The sequence below is a fragment of the Aliiroseovarius marinus genome, assembly GCF_050881025.1.
Taxonomy (GTDB): Bacteria; Pseudomonadota; Alphaproteobacteria; order Rhodobacterales; family Rhodobacteraceae; genus Aliiroseovarius; species Aliiroseovarius marinus_A.
In genome coordinates this window covers 1,061,497-1,084,500 of record NZ_JBNNXQ010000001.1, presented here as the reverse complement: position 1 = coordinate 1,084,500, position 23,004 = coordinate 1,061,497, and the positions used below count along the sequence as shown (strand labels likewise).

Annotated in this window: 27 protein-coding genes; 8 read left to right on the top strand and 19 right to left on the bottom strand. The window is 60.8% G+C overall.

Annotated elements, in window-relative coordinates:
* Nucleotides 1-18 precede the first annotated feature (18 nt).
* The 5 genes from ACRY08_RS05165 to def (ACRY08_RS05145) are packed head-to-tail and all read right to left on the bottom strand — an operon-like array spanning nt 19 to nt 2,904.
* Complete coding sequence (locus ACRY08_RS05165) at nt 19-681, bottom strand: hypothetical protein (RefSeq protein ID WP_432448778.1); 663 nt, start codon at nt 679-681, stop codon at nt 19-21.
* A gap of 34 nt (nt 682-715) precedes the next feature.
* Nucleotides 716-955 carry a GlsB/YeaQ/YmgE family stress response membrane protein gene (locus ACRY08_RS05160; RefSeq protein ID WP_432448777.1) on the bottom strand — a complete coding sequence of 80 codons (240 nt, stop codon included), beginning with the start codon at nt 953-955 and terminating at the stop codon, nt 716-718.
* 37 nt (nt 956-992) lie between these two features.
* Nucleotides 993-1,892 (bottom strand): methionyl-tRNA formyltransferase, encoded by a 900-nt coding sequence (fmt, locus tag ACRY08_RS05155; RefSeq protein ID WP_432448776.1) that lies wholly within the window; start codon nt 1,890-1,892, stop codon nt 993-995.
* Entirely contained in the window at nt 1,889-2,386 is a 498-nt protein-coding gene (gene def / locus ACRY08_RS05150; protein WP_432448775.1) for a peptide deformylase, read from the bottom strand. The genes fmt and def (ACRY08_RS05150) overlap by 4 nt, the downstream gene beginning before the upstream one ends.
* A complete protein-coding gene (def, locus tag ACRY08_RS05145) occupies nt 2,383-2,904 on the bottom strand; it encodes a peptide deformylase (RefSeq protein ID WP_432448774.1) in 522 nt (173 codons plus the stop codon). The genes def (ACRY08_RS05150) and def (ACRY08_RS05145) overlap by 4 nt, the downstream gene beginning before the upstream one ends.
* 248 nt (nt 2,905-3,152) lie before the next feature.
* On the opposite strand from def (ACRY08_RS05145), the gene ACRY08_RS05140 reads away from it, so the two are divergent.
* Together ACRY08_RS05140 and ACRY08_RS05135 are read left to right on the top strand one after the other, a co-directional pair.
* On the top strand, nt 3,153-4,325 hold the full coding sequence (locus tag ACRY08_RS05140) for a MalY/PatB family protein (RefSeq protein WP_432448773.1): 1,173 nt from the start codon (nt 3,153-3,155) through the stop codon (nt 4,323-4,325).
* A gap of 79 nt (nt 4,326-4,404) precedes the next feature.
* Complete coding sequence (locus tag ACRY08_RS05135; RefSeq protein WP_432448772.1) at nt 4,405-4,947, top strand: L,D-transpeptidase family protein; 543 nt, start codon at nt 4,405-4,407, stop codon at nt 4,945-4,947.
* Between the two features lie 199 nt (nt 4,948-5,146).
* Here the strand turns inward: ACRY08_RS05135 and ACRY08_RS05130 are convergent, their stop codons facing one another.
* The 10 genes from ACRY08_RS05130 to ACRY08_RS05085 form a co-directional block, all read right to left on the bottom strand.
* Nucleotides 5,147-5,500, bottom strand: a complete 354-nt coding sequence (locus tag ACRY08_RS05130; RefSeq protein ID WP_432448771.1) for a hypothetical protein — start codon at nt 5,498-5,500, stop codon at nt 5,147-5,149.
* Nucleotides 5,501-5,714: 214 nt separating this feature from the next.
* Entirely contained in the window at nt 5,715-7,148 is a 1,434-nt protein-coding gene (locus ACRY08_RS05125; RefSeq protein WP_432448770.1) for a cryptochrome/photolyase family protein, read from the bottom strand.
* Nucleotides 7,149-7,213: 65 nt separating this feature from the next.
* Nucleotides 7,214-8,005, bottom strand: a complete 792-nt coding sequence (cobM, locus tag ACRY08_RS05120; protein WP_432448769.1) for a precorrin-4 C(11)-methyltransferase — start codon at nt 8,003-8,005, stop codon at nt 7,214-7,216.
* Complete coding sequence (gene cobJ, locus ACRY08_RS05115) at nt 8,002-9,801, bottom strand: precorrin-3B C(17)-methyltransferase (RefSeq protein ID WP_432448768.1); 1,800 nt, start codon at nt 9,799-9,801, stop codon at nt 8,002-8,004. The genes cobM and cobJ overlap by 4 nt, the downstream gene beginning before the upstream one ends.
* Nucleotides 9,792-10,493, bottom strand: a complete 702-nt coding sequence (gene cobI, locus ACRY08_RS05110; RefSeq protein WP_432448767.1) for a precorrin-2 C(20)-methyltransferase — start codon at nt 10,491-10,493, stop codon at nt 9,792-9,794. Before cobI ends, cobJ begins: the two co-directional genes overlap by 10 nt.
* Complete coding sequence (gene cbiE / locus ACRY08_RS05105; RefSeq protein WP_432448766.1) at nt 10,490-11,689, bottom strand: precorrin-6y C5,15-methyltransferase (decarboxylating) subunit CbiE; 1,200 nt, start codon at nt 11,687-11,689, stop codon at nt 10,490-10,492. Before cbiE ends, cobI begins: the two co-directional genes overlap by 4 nt.
* Nucleotides 11,686-12,342, bottom strand: a complete 657-nt coding sequence (locus ACRY08_RS05100) for a precorrin-8X methylmutase (RefSeq protein ID WP_432448765.1) — start codon at nt 12,340-12,342, stop codon at nt 11,686-11,688. Before ACRY08_RS05100 ends, cbiE begins: the two co-directional genes overlap by 4 nt.
* The gene (locus ACRY08_RS05095) at nt 12,339-13,583 is read right to left on the bottom strand and encodes a sirohydrochlorin chelatase (RefSeq protein ID WP_432448764.1); all 1,245 of its coding nucleotides are present in this window, start codon (nt 13,581-13,583) and stop codon (nt 12,339-12,341) included. Before ACRY08_RS05095 ends, ACRY08_RS05100 begins: the two co-directional genes overlap by 4 nt.
* Before the next feature lie 3 nt (nt 13,584-13,586).
* Nucleotides 13,587-13,811: a DUF6732 family protein gene (locus tag ACRY08_RS05090; RefSeq protein ID WP_432448763.1), complete on the bottom strand. Its 225-nt coding sequence runs from the start codon at nt 13,809-13,811 to the stop codon at nt 13,587-13,589.
* 257 nt (nt 13,812-14,068) lie between these two features.
* Nucleotides 14,069-14,896: a protein-disulfide reductase DsbD domain-containing protein gene (locus ACRY08_RS05085; RefSeq protein ID WP_432448762.1), complete on the bottom strand. Its 828-nt coding sequence runs from the start codon at nt 14,894-14,896 to the stop codon at nt 14,069-14,071.
* Between the two features lie 103 nt (nt 14,897-14,999).
* Here ACRY08_RS05085 and ACRY08_RS05080 point away from each other — a divergent pair, with 103 nt between their 5' ends.
* Nucleotides 15,000-15,578: a YqgE/AlgH family protein gene (locus ACRY08_RS05080; RefSeq protein ID WP_432448761.1), complete on the top strand. Its 579-nt coding sequence runs from the start codon at nt 15,000-15,002 to the stop codon at nt 15,576-15,578.
* Nucleotides 15,579-15,616: 38 nt separating this feature from the next.
* On the opposite strand, the gene ACRY08_RS05075 is transcribed toward ACRY08_RS05080, so the two are convergent.
* Nucleotides 15,617-16,573: an L-threonylcarbamoyladenylate synthase gene (locus ACRY08_RS05075; protein WP_432448760.1), complete on the bottom strand. Its 957-nt coding sequence runs from the start codon at nt 16,571-16,573 to the stop codon at nt 15,617-15,619.
* Nucleotides 16,574-16,667: 94 nt separating this feature from the next.
* Here ACRY08_RS05075 and ACRY08_RS05070 point away from each other — a divergent pair, with 94 nt between their 5' ends.
* Together ACRY08_RS05070 and ACRY08_RS05065 are read left to right on the top strand one after the other, a co-directional pair.
* A complete protein-coding gene (locus ACRY08_RS05070; RefSeq protein ID WP_432448759.1) occupies nt 16,668-18,389 on the top strand; it encodes an acyl-CoA dehydrogenase in 1,722 nt (573 codons plus the stop codon).
* Entirely contained in the window at nt 18,386-19,441 is a 1,056-nt protein-coding gene (locus ACRY08_RS05065; RefSeq protein WP_432448758.1) for an MBL fold metallo-hydrolase, read from the top strand. Before ACRY08_RS05070 ends, ACRY08_RS05065 begins: the two co-directional genes overlap by 4 nt.
* 91 nt (nt 19,442-19,532) lie before the next feature.
* Here the strand turns inward: ACRY08_RS05065 and ACRY08_RS05060 are convergent, their stop codons facing one another.
* The gene (locus tag ACRY08_RS05060) at nt 19,533-20,480 is read right to left on the bottom strand and encodes an NAD(P)-dependent oxidoreductase (protein WP_432448757.1); all 948 of its coding nucleotides are present in this window, start codon (nt 20,478-20,480) and stop codon (nt 19,533-19,535) included.
* 161 nt (nt 20,481-20,641) lie between these two features.
* Here ACRY08_RS05060 and ACRY08_RS05055 point away from each other — a divergent pair, with 161 nt between their 5' ends.
* The 3 genes from ACRY08_RS05055 to ACRY08_RS05045 all read left to right on the top strand — a co-directional run bounded on the left by ACRY08_RS05055 (nt 20,642) and on the right by ACRY08_RS05045 (nt 21,944).
* Nucleotides 20,642-21,088 (top strand): DUF6173 family protein, encoded by a 447-nt coding sequence (locus tag ACRY08_RS05055; RefSeq protein WP_432448756.1) that lies wholly within the window; start codon nt 20,642-20,644, stop codon nt 21,086-21,088.
* Between the two features lie 95 nt (nt 21,089-21,183).
* On the top strand, nt 21,184-21,318 hold the full coding sequence (locus ACRY08_RS05050) for an aa3-type cytochrome c oxidase subunit IV (RefSeq protein WP_432448755.1): 135 nt from the start codon (nt 21,184-21,186) through the stop codon (nt 21,316-21,318).
* 29 nt (nt 21,319-21,347) lie between these two features.
* Nucleotides 21,348-21,944 (top strand): hypothetical protein, encoded by a 597-nt coding sequence (locus tag ACRY08_RS05045; RefSeq protein ID WP_432448754.1) that lies wholly within the window; start codon nt 21,348-21,350, stop codon nt 21,942-21,944.
* A 12-nt stretch (nt 21,945-21,956) separates the two neighbouring features.
* On the opposite strand, the gene ACRY08_RS05040 is transcribed toward ACRY08_RS05045, so the two are convergent.
* Complete coding sequence (locus ACRY08_RS05040) at nt 21,957-22,289, bottom strand: AzlD domain-containing protein (RefSeq protein WP_432448753.1); 333 nt, start codon at nt 22,287-22,289, stop codon at nt 21,957-21,959.
* Nucleotides 22,289-22,999 carry an AzlC family ABC transporter permease gene (locus ACRY08_RS05035; protein WP_432448752.1) on the bottom strand — a complete coding sequence of 237 codons (711 nt, stop codon included), beginning with the start codon at nt 22,997-22,999 and terminating at the stop codon, nt 22,289-22,291. Before ACRY08_RS05035 ends, ACRY08_RS05040 begins: the two co-directional genes overlap by 1 nt.
* Between the last annotated feature and the right edge of the window lie 5 nt (nt 23,000-23,004).

The following is a 23,004-nucleotide window of genomic DNA, read 5'->3' as shown; positions in this document are numbered from 1 at the left end:
CGGGCAAATCACGACCGGTCAAAACTCCAGCCACAAACCAAGACCCAGCTCGCTTTCATCCGTTCCCGAAAGCCCTTTTGAATACTGCATATTGAGATGCCGTCCCGGCTTCAATTCCCATGCCAGCTGGGGCACGGCTTTCACGAACGTGTCGTCCGGCGTGACCAGAACATCAACGCCAAACATGGTCATCAACCGGTCATGTGGCTTCACCCCAAGCACACCAAACCCGCCATATTCCGTCGCATCGCCTTCGGTGGAGAAGCTTGCAAAAAGTTCGACATCCAACCAACCCGGACCAATGGGCGTTTCAAAGCCCCGCCCCAGATGCACGCCAGGTTCCACGCGCAACTCATCTGTTGGCCCAGCCAAAGTCAGGCTCAGGGCGGTGCGCAGCGGGTTGCCATTGTCAGGGAAATGCCAGCGGCCAGAGATTTCATAGTCAGTCACCTCCTCCAACGCGAAATCATAGGTGATTTTCCCGGCCACCGTTATGTTGTGACGCAGACCATATTCCCCATAGACAGACAGCGTAGGGTTCTCATCAAGCCGGTCTGTGTCCTGCGTTGCTGCAAGGGACAGAAACACCTGCCCTTTTTCGCGAGGCCAAGCCCCGGCCAAAGCTTGCAAACTGGTCGAGATCAGGACGGTGAGCGACAGGACAAACAGACGTACCAACATAGGTCCAGCTTGCGGTACGAAGGTTAATCAAAGTTTAACTTCGACCGGAATACCTTTGCCAAATCCAGATCACGGCAACTGCGCCAAGCAAGGCGCCGACAAAGCCAAAGGCCAACCCGGTCAGCATCAGCAGAAACCGCAAAAGCAGGCCACCAATCAGCGCGCCCGCCACACCGATGGCGATGGTCGTGGGCACATCCGTGTGCAGGTCCATAAGGCGCGTGGCGACAAACCCAGCCGCCGCGCCGACGATGATCAGAAGTACGATAGGCATGGTTTATATATGGGGGTGCGGTGCGAAAATGAAAGGGTCAGCTAAAGTGGTCAGGCAGATCGACGCCGCGCAGAAAGTCCTCTGCCTCCATCGCGCGCTTGCCGGGCCGCTGGGCGCGCAGAACCTCGATGGCGCCCTCGCCGCAAGCGATGGTCAGACCCGAAAGAACCTGCCCCGGAGCCCCCTGCCCTTGGGCAAGACGCGAAGCCAGCAGCTTGACCTGCTCGCCCGCCATATCGCATTTCGCACCGGGAAAGGGCGACAAGCCACGGATCAGGCGGTCCACCTCGACCGCAGGTCGCGCCCAGTCAATGCGTGCCTCGGCTTTGTCGATCTTAGCCGCATAGGTCACGCCATGCTCGGATTGCGTTTCGGGGACCAGTTCGTCCAGTCGCGCCAGAGCCTCCACAATCATACGGGAGCCCATGTCCGACAAGCGATCATGCAACTCAGCCGTCGTTTCCTGCGCACCAATCGGTGTGGCTTCGCGCAACAACACGGGGCCTGTGTCCAGCCCGGCCTCCATCTGCATGATGCAGATACCGGTATCCTGATCACCCGCCATGATCGCGCGATGGATCGGCGCCGCGCCGCGCCAACGCGGAAGAAGTGAGGCATGAATGTTGAGGCAGCCATAGGCGGGTGCATCCAGAACGGCTTGCGGCAGGATCAGGCCATAGGCCACCACCACGGCCGCATCCGCGTTCAGATCGGCAAAATCCCTTTGCGCGTCTGCGCCCTTCAGCGAGACCGGGTGACGCACCTCGAGCCCCAGTTCCAACGCGCGGGCATGCACCGGACCGGGGCGATCTTTCTTGCCACGCCCGGCAGGTCGCGGGGGCTGGCAATAGACAGCAGCGATCTCGTGCCCAGCCGCAACCAGCGCCTCCAAGACCGGAACCGAGAAGTCAGGCGAGCCCATGAACACCAGTCTCATCGGTTCAGCTTCCTTGCTTTCTTGACCAGCATGTCCCGCTTCGTGCGCGACAGGTGATCGATGAACATCTTGCCATTCAGATGATCAATCTGATGCTGCACGGAGGTGGCCCAGAGATGCACGAAATCGCGCTCCTCCAGCGCGCCGGCCTCGTTCAGAAACCGCACAGTCACGGCACGCGGTCGCGCGATGATGGCCGAGACGCCGGGCAGGTTCGGGCTGGCTTCCTGATGGTCGCGCAACTGGGTCGAGGCATGAAGGATCTCGGGATTGGCCATGCGGATCGCCTGCCCCCGTTCGTCCGAGGCATCCACGACCGCCAGACGCTGCATGATGCCCAGCTGAGGTGCTGCCAAACCGACGCCGGGCATGGCATCCATCGCCTCGATCATCTCGTCCCAGATGGCACGGGTCTCATCCGTGACAGCCGCCACCGGCTCCGCGACACTGCGCAAGCATTTGTGCGGGTATTTCACATAAGGGCGATGGGTCACGAGCGGGCCAGTTCGCGTTTCAGCTTCTGCATCTTGCGGGTGATCATCTGGCGCTTCAGCGGCTTCAGATAGTCAATGAACAACTTGCCGTCCAGATGGTCGATCTCGTGCTGAACACAGGTTGCCCAGAGACCGTCGAAATCACGCTCCTGCACATTGCCGTCGCGATCCAGCCAGCGCACACCAACCTCTTTCGGGCGGGTGACTTCGGCATATTGATCGGGGATGGACAGGCAGCCTTCTTCATAAACGTTCAGCTCGTCCGAGGCGCGAATGATTTCGGGGTTGAACATCACCATAGGCTGGGGCGCTTCGGCTTCATCGCGCACGCAATCCAGCACGATCAGCCGCGACAACACACCAATTTGCGGCGCGGCCAAACCAATGCCCGGCGCGTCATACATGGTTTCCAACATATCATCAGCCAGCTGGCGCAGATCATCGGACAGGTCCGGCACAGCATCTGCGACCTTTTTCAGGCGCGGGTCGGGGTGGATCAGGATCGGTTTGACAGTCATGCTGCGGATGTATGACATGCGTTTGACTGACGCAATGGGTGCGCCTTTCGGGCGCCAATAAATTCGATCAGTATTCTGTTCCACTTATACCACATAAAGCAGAACCGATTCCCATTATGAGCGAACTAATTAGAATTTAGTGCCACTTATGTCTTTTCAAATGGAATTATTTCTGTATTGATCGCCGCCAGACAAGCCGGGTTGAACCTCGGCCGCAACCGACTAACCTGCCCCCGGGAGGAAACAGCATGGATTTCAACACGATCATCGAACGCCGCGGCACGCAGTCCTCGAAATGGGACAAGATGGAGCAGCTTTTTGGGGTCTCGCAAGAAGACGGGCTGTCGATGTGGACGGCGGACAGCGACTATCAGACGGCTCCCTGCGTGATCGAAGCCGCGCGCAAGGCGGTTGAACACGGCGTGTTCGGATATTCCTGGGAATATGACGCTTACAAAGAAGCGGTCGCATGGTGGATGCGCACGCGCCACGGCTGGGATGTAAACCCAAATTGGGTCCTGTCCACGCAGGGGCTTGGGAATGCCGTGGCCCTGTCATTGCAAACATGGACACAACCCGGTGACGGCGTGGTGATTTTCACCCCCGTCTATCACGAATTTGCCCTGAAAATTGAAAAGAACGGTCGCAAGGTGGTGGAATGCCCGCTGGTGCTGAAGGATGGGCGCTATGAGCTGGATCTTGATGACGCGCAATCGCGCCTGAGCGGAAACGAAAAGATGATCCTGTGGTGTTCGCCGCAGAACCCATCGGGCCGGGTCTGGACCAAGGACGAATTGAAAGCCGTTGCGGCGTTTGCCGAGAAAAACGACCTGCTTTTGGTGTCAGACGAGATCCATCAGGATCTGGTCTATGCCGGCAACAGCTTCCTGCCCACGGCCGTGGCGGCGCCTGAAGCCACGCCCCGGCTTGTCACCCTGACGGCGGCGTCGAAAACCTTCAACATCGCGGGTCAGCGTACCGGCAATATGATCATCGAGGACGAGACCCTGCGCAATGACATGCGTGGCACGCTCTACCGGATGGACTACGCCCCCGGCAGCATGGCCGTGGCGATGATCACCGCTGCCTATTCGCCCGAGGGCGCAGACTGGGTCGACGCGCAGATTGCGCATCTGGCCAGCAACAAAGCCCTGTTCGACGAAGGCATCAATGCGATCCCGGGGCTGAAGTCCATGCCCCTGCAGGCCACCTATCTGGCATGGGTTGATTTCTCGGACACAGGCATGAGCCATAACGAAGTGATCGCACGCATCCGCGATGACGCCAAGATTGCCGTCAGCCCCGGCCCGGCCTTTGGCACCGGAGGTGAAGGCTTCCAGCGCTTCAATCTTGCCACTCAGGGTGCCCGCGTTGAAGAGGCGGTGGCCCGCATGCAGAAAGCCTTTGCTGACCTGCAATAATCGGCAGAGACCTGCGCGCGGCACAGGCTTGGCGCAGGTCCCGCTTGCCATTTAGCGCCCGACACGAAATAGCGGCTATATGCAACGCCTTGCCCGCGCCTTTTCCCGCCTGCTGCTGGTCGCCCTGATCGGGCTGATTGGTGTGATCTTGTGGGACCGATTGACCCCGCCCGCCCCACCTGCAACCCTGCCCCCGATCGAAGGGAAGATCACCCGATTGCTGGTCGAAAAATCCGCGCGCCGCATGACCGCCTTTCAGGGCGATACGGCGGTGCGTGAATACCGCATCGCACTGGGCTTTGCCCCAGAAGGGGACAAGCAGCAAGAAGGGGACGGGAAAACCCCCGAGGGTATTTTCAGGATCAACCGCCGCAACCCTGAAAGCGCCTTTCACCTGTCCCTTGGCATCGACTATCCGCAACCTGCAGACATCACCCGCGCCCGTGCGGCAGGGGTCAGTCCGGGCGGGGATATCTTCATCCATGGCCAACCCAATGGCGCAAATATTCTGACCGCGATCAGACGCGATTGGACGGCAGGTTGCATTGCCGTTTCCAACGCCGAGATTGAGGAGCTGTGGGCGGTGACCCCAAACGGGATAGAGGTAGAAATCAGGCCGTAGCGCCCCGCAACTTCCTGCACATCAAGATAAAAGGTTTCGGTTATAACCTGAGACAGGAGAAAACCGAAACGCGGTAAGAGATATCAATACCGTGGGCGTTTCAGACCAAACATGTGCCTCAAGTCTATCCCGAAACGCATTAGTTATGGCGGCATGTCGAGCGTGACAGGCCGCGCGCGGATCACCAACCCAGTTTCTTCTAGCCGTTGCCTTCGATCAATCCCACCGGCGCATGTTCGGCCCGTGCAAAATCAAGCGGCGCGTGATCACTGGCTTCAGCCCGGCGCTTGAACTCATAAATCATCTGCCCGTCTTCCTCTTCCGAGGCGACAATCAGGCACTGATACAAATGGCGCGACCCATCATAGAGGTCCACCAACCCACGCAGCTTCGGCGCCCGTTCGGCATCGATCGAAAACCCGGTTTCCCAGAATTTCAGAACCGGGAACACCTCTTCATTCACCCGGATGCGCAGGCGGCTTTGCTTCTTCAGGTCTTTCTTGCGAGCGGCTTCCAGCCCTTCGCGCACCTCTTTCGGCAGATATTCAAGCATATACGCATCCTCATATCGCGGGAGATTATCATGCCACATGAATTGTAACGGTCAAGTTAAGCGTTTCGGTTTTAACCTGACACAGGAGAAAACCGAAACGCGGTAAGAGATATCAATGTCGTGGGCGTTTCGGAATGAACGCGTGCCTGAAGTTTATCCCGAAACGCTTTAACCAAAACACTTGGCGCAGTTTTTATCTAAGAGTTCTCTGGGCCTACAGCGCCTTGAAAGCCGCCAGCGCCGCTGTCCGCGCATTGGCATGATCAACGATGGGATGCGGATAGGTGGTCCCCATGATCACCTTCGCATCGCTCAGGATCGCAGCCGGCGCCTGCCAAGGTGCGCCCAAGTATTTATCAGGAAGCGCCGCCAGTTCCGGCACCCAGCGACGGATATAAGTGCCATTCGGATCAAATTTCCCGGCCTGTGTGATTGGGTTGAATATGCGAAAATATGGCGCTGCATCCGCGCCACAACCCGCCACCCACTGCCAGCTTGCCGCGTTTGACGCCACATCAGCATCCAGCAACGTGTCGTGAAACCACGATAGCCCCGCGCGCCAGTTCACCCGCAGGTGTTTGATCAGAAACGAGGCGGCAATCATCCGAACGCGGTTGTGCATCGTGCCGGTCTGCCACAGTTCGCGCATTCCGGCATCTACGATCGGATATCCGGTCTGCCCACGCTGCCACGCGACCAGATCACTGGGCGTATCCCGCCACGGGAACGGCACGAATTTCGGCTGGAACTCGGCCTCGGGCAGGCTGGGGGTGTGATAGAGCAAATAGGCTGCGAACTCGCGCCAACCGACCTCGGCCAGAAACTTCGTTGCGTCGCGGTCGCCGACATCCCCTGTCACCTCGGCGCGGCGCAGGCTGGCCAGGATTTGGCGCGGGGTGAGTTCACCCATTTGCAGATGCGGGGACAGGTTCGAGACGCGCGCCTCGGCCGGGAAATCCCGCCCATCGGCATATCCTTGCGCCCGCGCAGACAGGAAATGGTCAAGCCGCACTAACGCCCCGGCCTCACCGGGCACCCAATGGGGGGCAAAACCCGCGGCCCAGTTGGGGCGCATTGGCAGCAATCCCCAATCCGGCAGGTCGTCACTTGGCAGGTCGTGATGGAATGTCAGGCCCGAGGGGATCGGCAAGGCGGGCGAGACCTGATCCAATTGGGCCAGACAGGCGCGCCAGAACGGGGTGAAGACACGGAAGGGCGTGCCGGATTTCGTGGCCACCTGCCATGGCTCGAACAGATACCGCCCGGTATGGCTCTCGGCCCGAATGCCCTGCGCTTTCAACCGCGTCTTCAGGACGGTGTCGGCGGCGATCGCTTTGGGGGTGTAGCGACGCGACCAATGCACCTCGACCGCGCCTGTCTCTGCGATCACCTGCGATAGCACCGTCTGCGTCGGACCCGAGCGCAACACCAACTGCCCGCCCAGCAACTCGATCTGCGCCGCCAAGGCAGTCAATGAAAGGTGCAACCACCACCGCTGCGCCGCGCCCATTGGGTCAGCGGGGCGGGGATCATTCACGAATAGGCAGATAACGGGGCGACCATCCGCACAGGCGGCGGTCAGTGCTGCATGATCTGACAGGCGCAGATCATTGCGAAACAGAAGGATGGCGGGGCGGGACGTGCTCATGAATGCCTCGTGTGTAGGACATAGTGTATACGTCCCGCCACCGTATTTAGATCAGTGCATCCAGATCAGGTATTGTGATCCTCGACCAGATCAACACCCACAACCGGGCGCAGAACGTGGGGCTTTTCGGGATCATAAAGCGCGGAATCTTTGAAATCCCGGCCACGGTCCAGCGCAGGGCCGACAAGGATCAGCGCGGTGCGGGTGATCTTCTCGGCGCGCACTTTTTTGCGGATGTCTTTGATCGTGCCGCGAATGAACATCTCGTCCGGCCAGCCGACGCGATAGGCCACGACCACCGGGCAGTCTTCGCCATAGTGGGGCGTCAACACGCGCTCGATCTCACGCATGTTGCGCACGGCCAGATGGATGGCCAGTGTTGCGCCTGTCTTTGCGAAGTTCTCGAGCGTTTCCCCTTCGGGCATCGAGGTCGACTGCATCGACATACGGGTCAACACGATGGATTGCGCGATTTCCGGAATGGTCAATTCCTGCCCCAAAGCAGCGGCAGCGGCGGCATAGGCAGGCACGCCGGGGATGACCTGATAGTCGATCCCATCGGCGTTCAGACGGCGGATTTGCTCGGCAATCGCGCCGTAAAGCGACGGATCGCCCGAATGCACACGGGCCACGTCTTCGCCACGCGCATGCGCCGCTTTGATCTCGGCATGGGTGTCATCCAACGTCATCGCGGCGGTGTCCATGACTTTCGCACCTTCGGGCGCACAGGCCACCACCTGCGGCGGGACCAAAGACCCCGCGTAGAGGCACACCGGACACTCACCAATGACGCGCTGCGCTTTCAGGGTCAGAAGCTCGGGATCGCCGGGGCCTGCCCCAATGAAATAGACGGTCATGACAGATCTCCATCAATGCGGCGGGCATAGCCGCGCGGGGTAAACATACGCGGGCCTTCGCCCAGCTGCGCCAGCCGCGAGTTCGACGAGCCCACCAGCACCACGGTCAGCATATCGACCTCATCCACCTGCAATTCGTCCAAACGGCGATAGCGGATGTTTTCGGTCGGGCGGCCCAGATTGGATGCCAGCATGACGGGCGTATCCGCCGGGCGATGCTTCAGCAGGATGTCGCGGGCTTCGGCCAGCAGGGTGCGACGCTTCATCGACACGGGGTTGTAGAATGCGATCACGAAGTCACCCTCAGCGGCCGCGTGCAGACGCTTCACGATGTCCTCGCGGTGGGTCAGCAGATCCGACAGCGAAATCGCGCAGAAGTCGTGACCCAACGGTGCGCCCGCACGGGCGGCGGCACCCTGCAGCGCGGACACGCCGGGTGTGGACACCACTTCGACCCGACGCGCTGCATCCGTCACGCCTTTTTCTTCGGCAGTACGGTCCAACAGTTCATACACCAGCGCACCCATCGCATAGATGCCCGCGTCACCCGAGCAGACCAAAGCCACGTTCTTGCCCTTGCCTGCCTGTTCCAGCGCATAACGGCAGCGGTCTTCTTCGCCGCCCAGCGGGAAGTCCGACCGGGTTTTGCCAGCGGCCAGTGGGCCGATCAGGTCGATATACAAGCCATAGCCCACCAGCTCTTCAGCCTCCTGCAAAAGGTGGCTGGCTTCCGGCGTGCGCCAAGTGTGCTGGCCCGGCCCGATCGAGACGATAGAGAGCTTGCCACGGGTCCGGCCGCGCATCTCGGTGATCGGCGCGGGTGCGCGTGCGATGGCGCAGGTGGTGTTGGCGGTTTTAACCTTGGGCACGACCAGTTCGGCGTCGGGCCCAGCCGCAGCCAGCGCCGCACCTTCCGACACACCGTGACAGCCAACCTCTTCGAACACCACGTCCGAGGGGTTCGCCAGACGCGCGGTCTCGGCTTCCAGCTCGGCGGCAGTGAACACACGGAAAGGCACGCCCAGACGGCGCGCCAGATCGTTCATCGCACGCTCGTCGGCTTTCAGGTCCAGCGAGGTGACGCAGGCTATGGCCTCGGGTGCGATGTTGGCGGCGGCCAGCTGTTCTGACACATTCTGCCACAGCTCATCCGGGTCTGCGTTGCGCGCACAACCCACGCCCAGCGCGAAGCGCTGCGGGTGATAGGCCAGACGGGTCGGGCCGGTCTCGACCGGCGCTTCGGATACGACCAGCTCAACCGCGCCGCCTGCGTCTTCAATGTCAAAGATGTTCTCGCCCACAATGGACACACCGGCGCCCGACAGAAGTTCTGCCATGGCTTCCTTAGCATCCTTCTGATTGGCCAAGCGATAGCCAACGGGCGGCTCATCCAGCGCCACGCCCATCGACACATCGCCTGCGGTGGTCACAGCAGCAGTCGCGCCAATGTCCGCAGCGATTTGCGAGGCCAAACGGTTCGCCCCACGGTGTCCGCCCAGCAAAGGCAGCACGGCAGAGCCATCATCCGCCACAGCCACCACCGGCGGTTCGGCCAGCTTGTTGGCAAGGATCGGCGCCACCGCACGGATCAGGATGCCCGCCGCGCAAACACCCACAATCGGCGTGCCCGCGGCAAACAACATGCGCACGTGATCCAGCGCGTTGGGAAAGAAAGCATCGGCTTTCTCTACGCGAGTTTCACGGCCATGCACCTGCGCGCCCAGAAGTTTGGCGACCTTGTGCGCCAGCGGCTCGCCCGAGGCATTCAGGCAAATTACAACAGGCGTTACAGCCATGGGTCGGTTCCTTTCGCAAGCAGGATCATCGAGAAATAGGGGGCCTTTTCAGGGGCCTCGGACAGGGGCAGAACGACCTCTTCAGGCAAGCTGGCGCGTTCCACATAGGTGGCTTTGTCGGTCAGGCCGAGGTCATCAATGACTGCGCGGATTTTCGGCAGGTGACGGCCTACTTTCATGATCGCCACCGACTCTGCGCCTTCGATCCGCGACCGAAGTTCGGCCTCGTCCAGCGGGCCGGGCAGCACGGTCAGGCGTTCGTTGCGGGCCACCAAGGGCTTTTGCGCGCGGGCGGCAACGGTGGTGATCGAGGTCACGCCGGGGATGATCTCGCACTCGAACCGGTCCGACAGGCGGGCAAACAGATACATGAACGAACCATAGAAAAACGGGTCGCCCTCGCACAGCACGACCACATCGTCGCCGGCCGCCAGACGTTCGGCAATCGCTGCGGCACCAGCGTCATAAGCCGCCTGCGCGGGCCCGCGTTCGACCGTCATTGGGACGGGGATGCAGATTTCCTCTGCGTGGTCCGCGATCAGGTCCGCCGCGATGGACCGGGCGAAGCTGTCACCACGCTCGAGCGCTGGATAGGCCACAACCTTTGCAGCAGCGATCAGGCGCGCAGCCTTCAGCGTCATCAGCTCGGGGTCACCCGGGCCAAGGCCAATCCCGTAAAGGGTTCCGTTCATCTTTTGATCAGGCTCCATTGGGTGACAGGGCGCAGCGGCTTCCAGCCAGAGAGCGATCCAAGCTCTTCGGCGCGTTCGACGGACAGTTTCACCAGCTGCCCACCGTGTTTCTTGTGCAGCGCGGTCAGGCACATCTCGCTTTCGATGGTGACGGCGTTGGCGACCAGCCGGCCCAGCGGGCGCAAGGCGGCCCACGCGGCGTCGAAGGTTTCCTCGGTCAGGCCACCGCCGATGAACACGGCATCGGGCGCATCAAGCCCGTCCAGCGCGGCGGGGACCATGCCGTCGACAAGCGCCAATCGCGGCACGCCCAGCGCCAGCGCGTTCGCGGCAGCCATGGCGCGGCGTTCGGGCTTCGGCTCAATGCCGATGGCGCGGGCATAGCGTGCGCCGCGCATCCATTCGACCGCGACCGAGCCACAGCCCGTGCCGATATCCCACAAAAGCGCGCCGCGCATCGGCATCAGCTTCGCCAGCGTAACCGCGCGGACCTCTTGCTTGGTCATGGTACCGTCTGATTGGAAAAGCTCATCGGCCAGTCCCGGCACGCGCGGCAGAAGTGCTGCGTCGGGGGCGGCAATACAGTCTACCGCCAGCGTATTGAACTCGGGCACCTCGTGGTCCCAGCTGTCCGCCAACCCATCAAACCGCGCTTCTTTCTCGCCGCCCATATGAGCCAGAACCGTCATGCGGGATTTGCCGAAGCCGCGCTCCGTCAGGAAAGCGGCGATCTGGCTGGGGGTTTCAGAGCCGGTGGTCAGCACCAACAGCCGCGCATCAGGTTGGATGAAGGCAATCATCTGCTCGACAGGGCGACCATGTACCGTCAGAGTTTCCAGATCCGCCATCGACCAGCCCATACGAGCGGCGGCCAGTTGGAAGGCACCGACCTGCGGGTGATAGACGATCTGGGACGGGTCGATATGACGCCCGATCTTGGCCCCGACCGAGAACCACAAAGGATCACCCGTCGCCAGCACGGCCACGCGCTTGCCGCGCCGTGCGTCCAGTTCAGAAATCAAGCTGTCGAAGGGCGAGGGCCATGACAGGCGTTCCGCATCGCCCGCAACCATATCATGATGGCGACTGCCGCCGATGATAACTTCGGCCGCATCCAGCACCGCGCGAGTGGCCGGGGCCAACCCGTCAACGCCATCTTCGCCGATGCCGATGATATGCAGCCAAGGCTGGGTCATGCGTTTTCCTCCGGTAGCCCCGCTGCCAGTGCGTTCACAGCGGCAGAGGCAATCGCCGAGCCACCGCGACGTCCGCGCAGAGCCACAAACTCACATCCGCGTGGGTTGTTTGCCAGTTCCGCTTTGCTTTCGGCAGCGCCAACAAAGCCAACGGGGAAGCCGAGGATCACAGCAGGTTTCGGCCCGCCTGCGTCGATCAGCTCCAACAGATGGAACAGCGCCGTGGGGGCGTTGCCAACGGCGACCACAGCGCCGTCCAGCTTGTCTGCCCACAGCTCGACCGCGGCAGCGGAGCGCGTGTTGCCGATCTCTTTCGCCAGAGGCGGGGTGCGCGGGTCGTTCAGGGTGACGATCACTTCGTTCTCAGCGGGTAGATAGCGGCGGATGATCCCCGCGCCCACCATCTCGCAATCGCAAAACACCGGTGCGCCGGATTTCAATGCGGCGTGGCCTACCTCATAGGCGTTGGATGAAAACGCCAGCCGATCCGCGACTTCGACCATGCCGCAGGCGTGGATCACGCGGGTCGCCAGCGCGGCCATCCCGCCCGGGAAACGCTCCAGCCGCGCTTCGCGGCGCAGGGTCGCGAAGCTTTCGGCATAGATCGCCATCGGGTCGCGTTCATAGCGCAAGGGAGGACGGCCCGTGCTCATTTCGATCGGGCCGATTCCGGGCCATGCGGGTGTTTCGCATGGGGGTATTCCGCGTGCACGTGGTCATGATCGTGATGATGATGATCGTGCCCGTGATCGTGGGAGTGATCGTGGTCATGCGCATGGTCGTGGTGGTGATCATGATCGTGGTGATGGTGGTGGTGCCCCATATGCAGGCGGCATTCGCCGGTGCAGAACGTGTCACACAGCTTACAATCCGCGACGTTCGAGCCGGGCGCCGAGGCTCCCTGCCCTTCGACGTGATGGTGGTGGCTTTCCTGAATGGCGCCAACCTCGGCCTCGAAACCCAGCACTTCCACGCGGTACTTGCACATCACGCAGGTGGGTGGCGGGACGTCTGCGAAGGCGGGGTGCTTTTCGCGGGTTTCCACCGGGATTGTCTTGGCCTCGCCGCCATCCATCGCCAAAACCTGCGTGCGATAGCCACAGGTGCCGCAGTTCGGCGGACGCATTTCGCCCAGCTGCTCGGTCACACGCTCAGCGAAGGTTTCCAGAACTTTCGGGTGATCGTTCAGATATCCGGCTTTGACGAAATGGATATCCGGGTTTTCAGCGGCCACCTTGTCGGTGAAGCCATAGATCCGGTCGATCAGGATGCCAGAGAACAGGAAATACGGGAAGACGATGACGCGCTTGTAGCCCAGCTTGGTCACGTGGTTCAGGCAAGGCTCAACCAGCGGGAAGGTCACGCCGGAATAGCCCACTTCCAACCACCCAAAGCCCATACCTTCCTGCAGCAGACGCGCCACTTTGGCGACGTTGCCGTTGGCGTCGGGGTCCGAGGCACCACGGCCGATGACCACAAGGCAGGTTTCTTCCAGCGGCACGTCGCCTTTGTCAGCATTGGCAGCGTCGACGGCTTCCTGAATGCGTGCGCCAGCGGCGGCGATCATCTTGGGGTCCACGCCCAATTCGCGGCCATAGGTCACGTCGATCCCGTGCTTTTCAGCGTAGGAGTTCAGAACCGTCGGAATGTCGTTCTTGGTGTGCATTGCGGCAAACAGCATGCCCGGCACGGCCAGAATGCGGTCACAGCCCGCTTCGCGCAGACGGTCCAAGCCGTCGCGGATCACCGGGTTGGCGAACTCCAGATAGCCATAATCGGTCATCCAGTCGTCGGGGAAGTAAGCCGGGAGTTTTTCAGCTAGGACTGCGAACTGATCCACAGCGTCCTGGCTGCGCGAGCCATGCCCGCAGATCATCACACCAATTTTCGACATGCCTCAGGCCTCCTGCAGCTCTTCGTCATCTGCCTCGTCCGCATCATCTGCCTTGGCTTCGGCATCCTTGCGACCCTTGAGCGCTGCCCAAAGACCGATGGCGGCGGCCAGACCGATCAAAATAATACCCCCCAGATGCCCATGCCCGGCGATCTCGCCGATATGGCCCGGATGGGCGATGGCAGGACCGGCCAGAAGGCCAAGAAGAACAAGGGCAAGACGGGTCATGCGACATCCTTTCACGCAAAATGCGGGCGCAAAGAGGCTGCCTCTTTTCATCAACGACGCTGTGTCTGATCCCCTATCTGGGTCGATCCTCGACAGCCAACCTCTCTGGCCCAATGGGCTTCGTCGCATACCGTATAGGCGTGGAATCACCCCCCCGCAACGGGAAAGGCGGCAAAGAATGTTTGATTGGCGACCCTAAAGCGTTTCGGGACAAACCTGCGGCACATATCTAGTCCGAAGTGTTTTCGTCAGCCGGATCAGCTGCCGGTACAGCCGCGAATATCGACACCGCGTCCGGCCGCCAGCACGGTCAGACGCAAATCTGAGCGGTTCAGGATAAACGGTTTCCCGGATGCCGGCACCAGATCAGCCACGGTTTCCAGTACATCCCCCTGACGAGTGGTCGACACAGGCTCGACCCAGACCGAGCGGTTTGCGGTCTCGATCACCACCACCTCTGCACGCCCCACACGCGGCAAACGCAGCCGTGCGGTCACGCGCAGCCCATCACGGATGGGGTCAATGGTGCAGATAGCGCTTTTCAAACCCGCTTCTTTTGCGGTATCCGGCCGTGCCCGCAAAGCCCGTTTGATCGGGCTTTTGGCGGCGGCACCCTCCATCGGCAGGGTAACGGATATCTCTGCCTCGGTGGGCATGCAGACGTCTTTGCAGACACCAAGATGCACCTTGCCCTTCAACTGCATATCCCGACCCATCTGTCGCGGCGTCAACGACATTGGCAAGACCAGATCTTCGGTATAGCCAATGGTTTGCATCCCGGCGGTGTCGAACACCTCGGGCACCGGCCAGTGCAACGCGACTGACGCCAGATTTCGCGACCCCTGCAAGTTCAGGCTGGGGGGGATGCCCGCCTCGCCCGGCGCACGCCAATAGGTTTTCCACCCCTCGGCCAGCCGGATACGGATCGCGGCCATATGTGTGCCGTTTTCAGTGCGCCACCCCGGCAGGACATCTACGGACACGACATCTTCTATTGCGGGCGGATAGCCGCTTTGCGCCTGTGCAGGCGACAAACAGGCGGCCAGACCGATCCAGCCGGACAGAATGAGTTTCGCTATCTTCATGCCCTGATACATACGCACAGCGTGATCAATGTGAAATCACAATTCAGGGATTTCTCTGAAACGCACCCTTGCCTTTCTGTCCATTGAAGGCTTTGCTGAACCTATGAGCAGCACAGACGACACGCAGATGGATCTGAGCGGTAAGCTCCTGATCGCCATGCCCGGAATGGGCGACCCTCGTTTTGAAAAATCGGTGGTTTTCCTATGCGCCCATTCACCTGAAGGTGCCATGGGTCTGATCGTGAACAAACCCGCCCCGGATCTTTCGCTGGGCGACGTGCTGAAACAGCTTGAGATCGACGCAAGCTCTATCACCAAGGCCGGAAAGGTGTTCTTCGGGGGTCCCGTTGAAGGGGGTCGCGGGTTTGTTCTGCATTCTGGTGAATACGACAATGACGCCTCGACGCTGAAAGTGGATGACGCATTTTCGATGACCGCGACACGCGATATTCTGGAGGCCATGGCCCATGGCGAAGGCCCGAAAGAGGCGCTTGCCGCATTGGGTTACGCGGGATGGTCACCGGGTCAGATCGAGGACGAGATCCTGCAAAACGCGTGGCTCACCTGCGACGCTGAAGAGGCCATCGTGTTTTCCCCGGACAATGAGGGGAAATGGTCGGCTGCATTGGCAAAACTTGGCATCGACCCGCTCTTGCTGTCCTCTGAAGGTGGGAACGCGTAACGTCTAAAACGCGCGGAACCTATTGATTTCGAAACGCTTTAGTCACGCGGCGCGGCGGCGCGCTGCAAACGGTCGTTGATCGCCCGCCCCAACCCGTGATCCGGTACTGGAGACACGGCAATCGGGGCTTCTCCGTCCGCATCCAACCGGTGCAAATACCCAAACAGATTTGCCGCCGCCTCGACCAGATCACCGGATGGCGACAGGTTCAAATCCGCATCAACATCCCCAAAGCCAAGCAACCGTTCATCTGGGCGTGCGGCTTCTGCGTTCAGCCGTACGCGTGCCGCGGGGGCGTAATGCGAGGTCAACTGACCCGGCGCGCTGATCGCTGCGCCATCGTCGCGGATGGCAAGCGGGCCACCCAAAGCCGCCTCAAGCGCCTCAACCGGCAAGCCGCCGGGGCGCAGCAGCACGGGGCTGGGCTCGATGCCCAGGATCGTGCTTTCCACCCCTACGTCACATGGGCCACCATCCAGAACCGCCTCGATCCGACCCGATAACCCATCCAGCACATGCTGCGCGGTTGACGGGCTGATCCGCCCCGACGGGTTGGCCGAAGGCGCGGCGACAGGTACGCCTGCCTGGGTCAAAAGCGCCTGCGCCAACGGGTGCGCGGGCACGCGGATGGCCACGGTCGGCAAGCCCGCCGACACCAGCGCCGAAAGCGGTCCGTTCGACTTCAAGGGCAGCACAAGGGTCAATGGGCCGGGCCAAAACGCATGGGCAAGATCGCGCGCCACACCTGTCAGATCGGCATAGTGCGCCACCGCATCAAGCGATGGCAGATGCACAATCAACGGATTGAAATGGGGCCGCCCCTTGGCCTCAAAAATCCGCGCCACAGCGGTGTCATTCGTGGCATCCGCACCCAGCCCGTAAACCGTCTCGGTCGGGAAGGACACAAGCACTCCGTCACGCAGCAGTTGCGCCGCGCGCGCGATGCCGTCCGCATCCGCTTTTAGGTGCTCGGTTTTCAACTCGCGCTCGACCATGACGCTGCGTTTTCCTTTGCCACTCCCCTGACCTTCGGTAAGGGATCATCAAAGACCAGTTAACCGGCCAAAGCCCAGAAGCCAAGGATCGAACATGACCTACCGCGCCACAACCGAAGACTTCCAGTTCCTGTTCGAGCACGTCATTGGCTACAACGACCTGCCGAAAACGGATCGTTTTGCCGAGGCTACAGATGACGTCGCTTTGGCGGTGCTGACCGAGGCTGGCAAGATGTGTGAAGACAAGCTTGCCCCATCGCATCGTGACGGAGACCTGACGCCTGCGGTTCTGGAAAACGGCATTGTGCGTACCTCGCCGGGTTTCGCCGACAGCTATGCCGCGATTGCTGAAGGTGGCTGGATTGGTATGGCTGCGGACCCGGAATTTGGCGGCATGGGCTTGCCCCTTACCCTTCAAACCGCCGTGAACGACATGATGTCGGCCGCCAACCTGTCGCTTCAGCTGTGCCCCCTGATGACACAGGGTCAGATCGAAGCGCTGGAGCATCATGCCTCGGACGAGATCAAAGACCTCTATCTGCCGAAACTCATTTCAGGAGAATGGGCTGGCACGATGAACCTGACCGAGGCGCAGGCAGGATCGGATGTTGGCGCATTGACGTCCAAGGCTGTGGACAATGGTGATGGCACCTATGCGGTGACCGGCCAGAAGATTTTCATCAGCTGGGGTGACAACGACATTACCGAAAACGTCTGCCACCTTGTGCTGGCACGCCTGCCCGATGGCGCGCCGGGCACCAAGGGCATCTCGCTTTTCCTTGTGCCCAAGCTGATCCCCGACGCCGATGGCAATCCGGGTGAGAAAAACGATCTGCGCGTGGTGAGCCTTGAGCATAAAATGGGCCTGCATGGCAGCCCGACCGCCGTGATGTCCTTCGAAGGTGCGAAAGGCTGGATGATCGGCGAGCCTCACAAAGGTATGGCCGCCATGTTCACCATGATGAACAACGCCCGTCTGGGTGTCGGCGTGCAGGGTCTGGGTGCTGGCGAAGGCGCCTATCAAAAAGCGCTCGAATATGCGCTGGACCGCAAGCAGGGCCGTACGCCATTGGGCGAGAACGGCACCGGCATGATTGTCGATTTCGCGGATGTGCGCCGCATGTTGACCCAGATGCGCTGCGAATTGTTTGCCGCCCGCGCCATGGCACTTTCGCTGGCAAAAGCGATCGACATGGCCACCGCAACGGGGGACGACAGCTGGAAGGCCCGCGCCGCCCTGCTGACCCCGATCGTCAAAGCCTATGGGACTGAGACCGGCATTCTGGTCAGCCACCTTGGCGTACAGGTCCATGGCGGCATGGGGTTCATCGAAGAAACAGGGGCGGCGCAATACTGCCGCGACGTGCGCGTGACCGCGATCTACGAAGGCACCAACGGCATTCAGGCGATGGACCTTGTGGGCCGCAAGATGATGGATGGGGGCGAGGCCGCCTTCCGCCTGCTCGAAGAGATCGAAACGCAGGCCGAAGGGGCCCGCGCACAGTTCCCCACAATGTCCGAAGCCGTCTGGTCCGCCGCCGAAGACCTGCGTGAAACCATTGAATGGATGGTCGAACAGGATGACATGCAAGACCGCTTCGCTGGCGCCGTACCCTTCCTGATGGGATTTGCCCGCGTGTTGGGCGCGCATTTGCACCTGAGAGCCGCCATTGCCGAAGGCGGAAAAGGCCCGCGCACAGAGCTGGCCCGTTTCCACATCAACCGTCTGCTTCCCGAACACGTGGCGCAGTTTGCGCAAGCGCGTGCAGGGGCGGCCGGTCTTTATGCACTCAGCCCAGAAGACCTGGCATCGTGAGCAGCGAGACAACCGGGAAACTCGCCTTTCCCTTTCCCGACGCCCCGGCCGAGGGCGAGGTCATCCAGGTGGCCGAGGGTGTGCTTTGGGCACGCCTGCCGCTGCCCATGGCTTTGGATCATGTGAATGTGTTTGCCTTCGAAGACCCCCCCGAAGATGGTGGTGGCTGGACCATCGTCGACACCGGGTTTGATACCGGCAAGACACGGCGTATCTGGGAGCGTCTGCTGGCAGGCCCCTTGGGCGGCAAGCCGGTGGTGCGCGTCATCGTCACGCACCACCACCCCGATCATGTGGGACTGGCCGGGTGGTTCCAACGCGATCACGGCGCCGAACTGGTCACCACGCGCACGGCATGGCTTTTCGCCCGCATGCTTTTGCTGGACGAACAGATGGCGCCCGTGGACGAAACACTGGCCTATTGGCGCGCGGCGGGCATGGATCGCGACGTCTTTGCAAAACGTCTGACCGAACGGCCTTTCAACTATGCTGACATCGTTGCCGACATGCCGCTGGGCTTCAAACGCATCAAGGAAGGCAGCCGCATTCAATTCGGCGGGCGCGATTGGGATGTGCACATCGGCAATGGCCACGCGCCGGAACATGCCACGCTCTGGTCCACGGATGGCGAATTGGTGATCGGTGGCGATCAGCTTCTTGCCACGATCAGCCCGAATCTGGGCGTCTATGCGACAGAACCGGATGCAGACCCGGTGGGTGATTGGATCGAGGCCAACGAACGGCTCAAACAATTCGCCACGCCAGACCAGCTGGTCCTGCCCGGCCACAAACTACCTTTCACCGGGCTGCCCACACGCATGCGCCAGCTGATCGACAATCACCACAGCGCGCTCAAACGCCTGGAAGCATTTCTGTCCGAACCCCGCACCGCTGGCGAGTGTTTCCCTCCGCTCTTCAAACGCGAGATCAAGGGCGGAGAATACGGGCTGGCGCTGGTCGAAGCGGTGGGCCATCTGAACCACCTTCTGCACGAAGGCCGCGCCACGCGGACCCGTCGCGACGACGGCGCATGGCTGTGGCGCGCAGTCTAGAGCGCCCAAAGGCTCATCCACAGGATGAGCCACCCCCAACCGAGAGACCCGTCAGGGACCGAACGGGCGGGAGCACCATGAAAACCATTGCCTATGCCCGCGCAGGCACCACTTCGTATCCCGGCTCTTCGGGTTCGTCGTCCACCATTTCAGCCGGGAAACCGGGCGCGGTGATGTCCAGACCCGTGGCTTCCTCCAGCCGGCGAATGATGTCATCTGACTGTGCCCGCTCGCCGAAACGCTCAATCCCGTCTTTGAAAATCTCGATCATCAAAGGCGAGATTTCCAACGGCACGCCGCTACGGTCAGCGATGTCCTGAAACAGCCCAATATCCTTTTTCACAAGGTCCATCGTGAAGGAAATATCACGCGACCCGTTCAGGATCACCTGGCTTTCGGTCTCATGCACAAAAGACGTCCCCGACGAGATTTTAATCGCCTCATAGGTGGTGGCCAGGTCCAGCCCCGCAGCCTTCATCGTCACCAGCGCCTCGCACACCGTCAACAGGTTTGCGGTCGCCAGATAATTCGTCATCACCTTCAAAACGGATGCGCTGCCCAGCTCTCCGGTATGCAAAACTCGGCGCCCCAATACGGTCAGGATCGGCAGAACCCGCTCGAACGTCGCCCGGTCACAGCCGGCAAAGATCGAGATATTGCCCGTGTCCGCCCGGTGGCATCCGCCAGATACCGGGCAATCCACCGCCGCCCCACCACGCGCAATCACCTCGGCGCCAAGACGCTTCACCTCGGCCTCATCCGTGGTGGACATCTCCAGCCAGATCTTGCCGTCGCGCACCTCGTCCAACATTTCGCTGACCACTGCATTGCAGGCCGCCGGGGACGGCAGGCAGGTGATCACAACATCGCTATCGCGCATCAACGCGCCCGGTCCCGAGCTTTTCGCAGCCCCGCGCGCCACAAACTCCGCCATCAAATCCGGGTCCAAATCCAGAACCGTCAAGTCAATTCCGTTTCGCAACAGGCTGCCGGCCAGTTTCCCACCGACATTTCCCAACCCGACAAATCCAACTTTCATGGTGCGCTCCTTGTTTTTTCCAGCGTCACCGCATCCCCCAGGGCGCTCTGTCTCAAAAACGACATTCCCCTGTTTTTTGGCACCGCTCACGAGAACGCGACGTGACGACCCTGCCCACCTGTGCCAAACTCTTGCGAACTGATGTCAAAAACTGTGGTCCAATGACAAACAAACCTGAACAAAAGCCCGCCCGAAAACCCCGCGGAAAGACCGTAAACTGCGGCGAGGGTGGCCCCGTTGTGGTCGAAGACCATACCTTGCCTGAAAAAGTGGCCCAAACACCCGTCGAACAGAAAAGCCCGGCGCAATGGGCCTATGAGCGACTGATTCTCTACATCAAGAATTTTGAGGAACAGCTCGACAATGAGCACGAGATCGCAATGGGCTTTGTCGGCGGCGATGCAGGCGTCTTGCGCATCGAAGGCATCGGCTTTTTCGATCCGGATGTTCTGACCTTCTACGGCTCGGATGGCGAGGGATCAAAAACGCAGTTGATCCAGCATGTCAGCCAGCTTTCAGTCATGTTGCGCGCCTTGCCGAAACAGGCCGACCACGTCGAACCCAACCGGATCGGCTTTCGTCTGGCCGCACAGCTGGAAGAAGATTGACCCGCTTAGGTAAAATCAACAACTCACCAAGGTGACAGCGGTCTGAAAATCCGCTAATTGATCCCAAACGCTGACAACGAACAGGAATGAACATTATGGCTGATCACGTACACGGCACGATGGACACAAGCGCCCAGGAAAAAACCTATGAAGGCTTTATCAAGGCTTCGGTCCGTTCAGTGGTGGCGATCATCGTCGTTCTGATCATCATGGCGCTTTTGGGCGCTTAAGCCGATCAACTGAAACGTAAGGGGTGACCATGGTGCGCTTGTTTGCAGCACTGGCTCTTGTTCTGAGCCTTGCAGCCTGTGGCGGAGCAGACAATGTCTGGGCCAGCGACGAAGCCGTTTCAAAAGCGGCTTACCGGCATGATGGTCCCCCGACCCTGACCCTGATCACCGTGATTTCGCGGGCCTCGGGGTCTGGTGCCCATGCGGCCCTGATGATCAACGGGTCGCAGCGGGTGATCTTTGATCCCGCCGGCACATGGCACCACCCCAACCTGCCTGAACGGCATGACCTGCACTATGGCATGACCGACAAGGCGGTGGATTTCTACATCGATTACCACGCCCGCGTGACGTATGACGTGGTGAAACAAGATCTGGTGGTCAGCCCGCAAGTCGCCGAAATGGCCATCCGCGCGGCAAAACAATATGGCGCTGTGCCCAAGGCGCATTGTGGCCAGTCGGTCAGCGCCATTCTGCGCAGCCTGCCCGGCTTCCAGTCTATTCCGCAGACCTATTTCCCCAAGAAAATCATGGAAAGCTTCGGCGAACTTCCGGGTGTTCGGTCGGAAACCTTCCGTGACAATGATCCCGAAGACAATGGGCAGATCCTGACCAAGGGTATCTGACGCCTCGCCGGATCAACTCAGCAGATACAAGAGCGCATAAAGCGTGACGGCGCCTGACAGGATCGCCGCCAGGACATTGCGGCTGAAATATCCCACAGCCAACGTGACAAGCGCCGCCGCAAGGCGCGCCGGGTCCGTCATTCCCCCAGTTGCAGCCGGCCACAGCACCAATGGGGCAACAAGCCCCGGCAGGACTGCAACGGGTGTATAGCGCAGGTGCCTGAGCACCCATTCTGGCATCGGGCGGTCTCCGATCAGGCCCAGAAAGCTGAAGCGGATCAGGAAACTGCCAACGGCCAGCGCGAAGATGACCAGCCAGACGGTGCTGTGATTGACCTCTGCCATCACACGGCCCTCCGTTCCATGTAAAGTTCAACCTGAGCCCCCACGATCATCGCACTGATCGCTGCCACCAGAAGGCCCGACCCATAGGGCATCCAGGCCATCAGCAAGGCGACAAGAACCGAGGTCACCGCCGCGGCCACATGCGCCAAGGTGCGCAACGCGGGCGCAATCATCGCCAGGAAGGTGATCGGCAGGGCGAAATCCAGCGCGAACTCCGGCGGCACCTGCGCGCCTGCCACCGCCCCCACATAGCTGGCCCCGTACCAGAGAGGTGCGAGCGGCGCGACGGTGCCGACATAGTAGGCAAAGCGCTCAGACACAGTCAGATCGCGCTCCATCTCGAACTTGATTTGCGACAAGGCATAGGCCTGATCCACCATGAGATAGGCCACCACGGCGCGTTTCCAGATCGGCGCGCTGCCCAGATAGGGGGTCAGCGACGCGCTATACATCGCCATGCGCAGATTCACCGCCAGTGCCGTCAGGATCACAATCAATGTCGGTGCATTTTCAGTCATCAACTGCACGGCCGTAAACTGTGCCGCGCCTGCAATGACCAGAACGGAAAAGCCCATCACCTCGGCCACATTCAGCCCGGCTTCGGTCGCAACCACGCCGAAAAGTGCGGCAAAGGGAATAATCACCAGAATAAACGGCAATGCATCGCGTGTTCCGCGCAGGAAATGTCGTTTCGGGTTGGACGTGGTCATGTCGA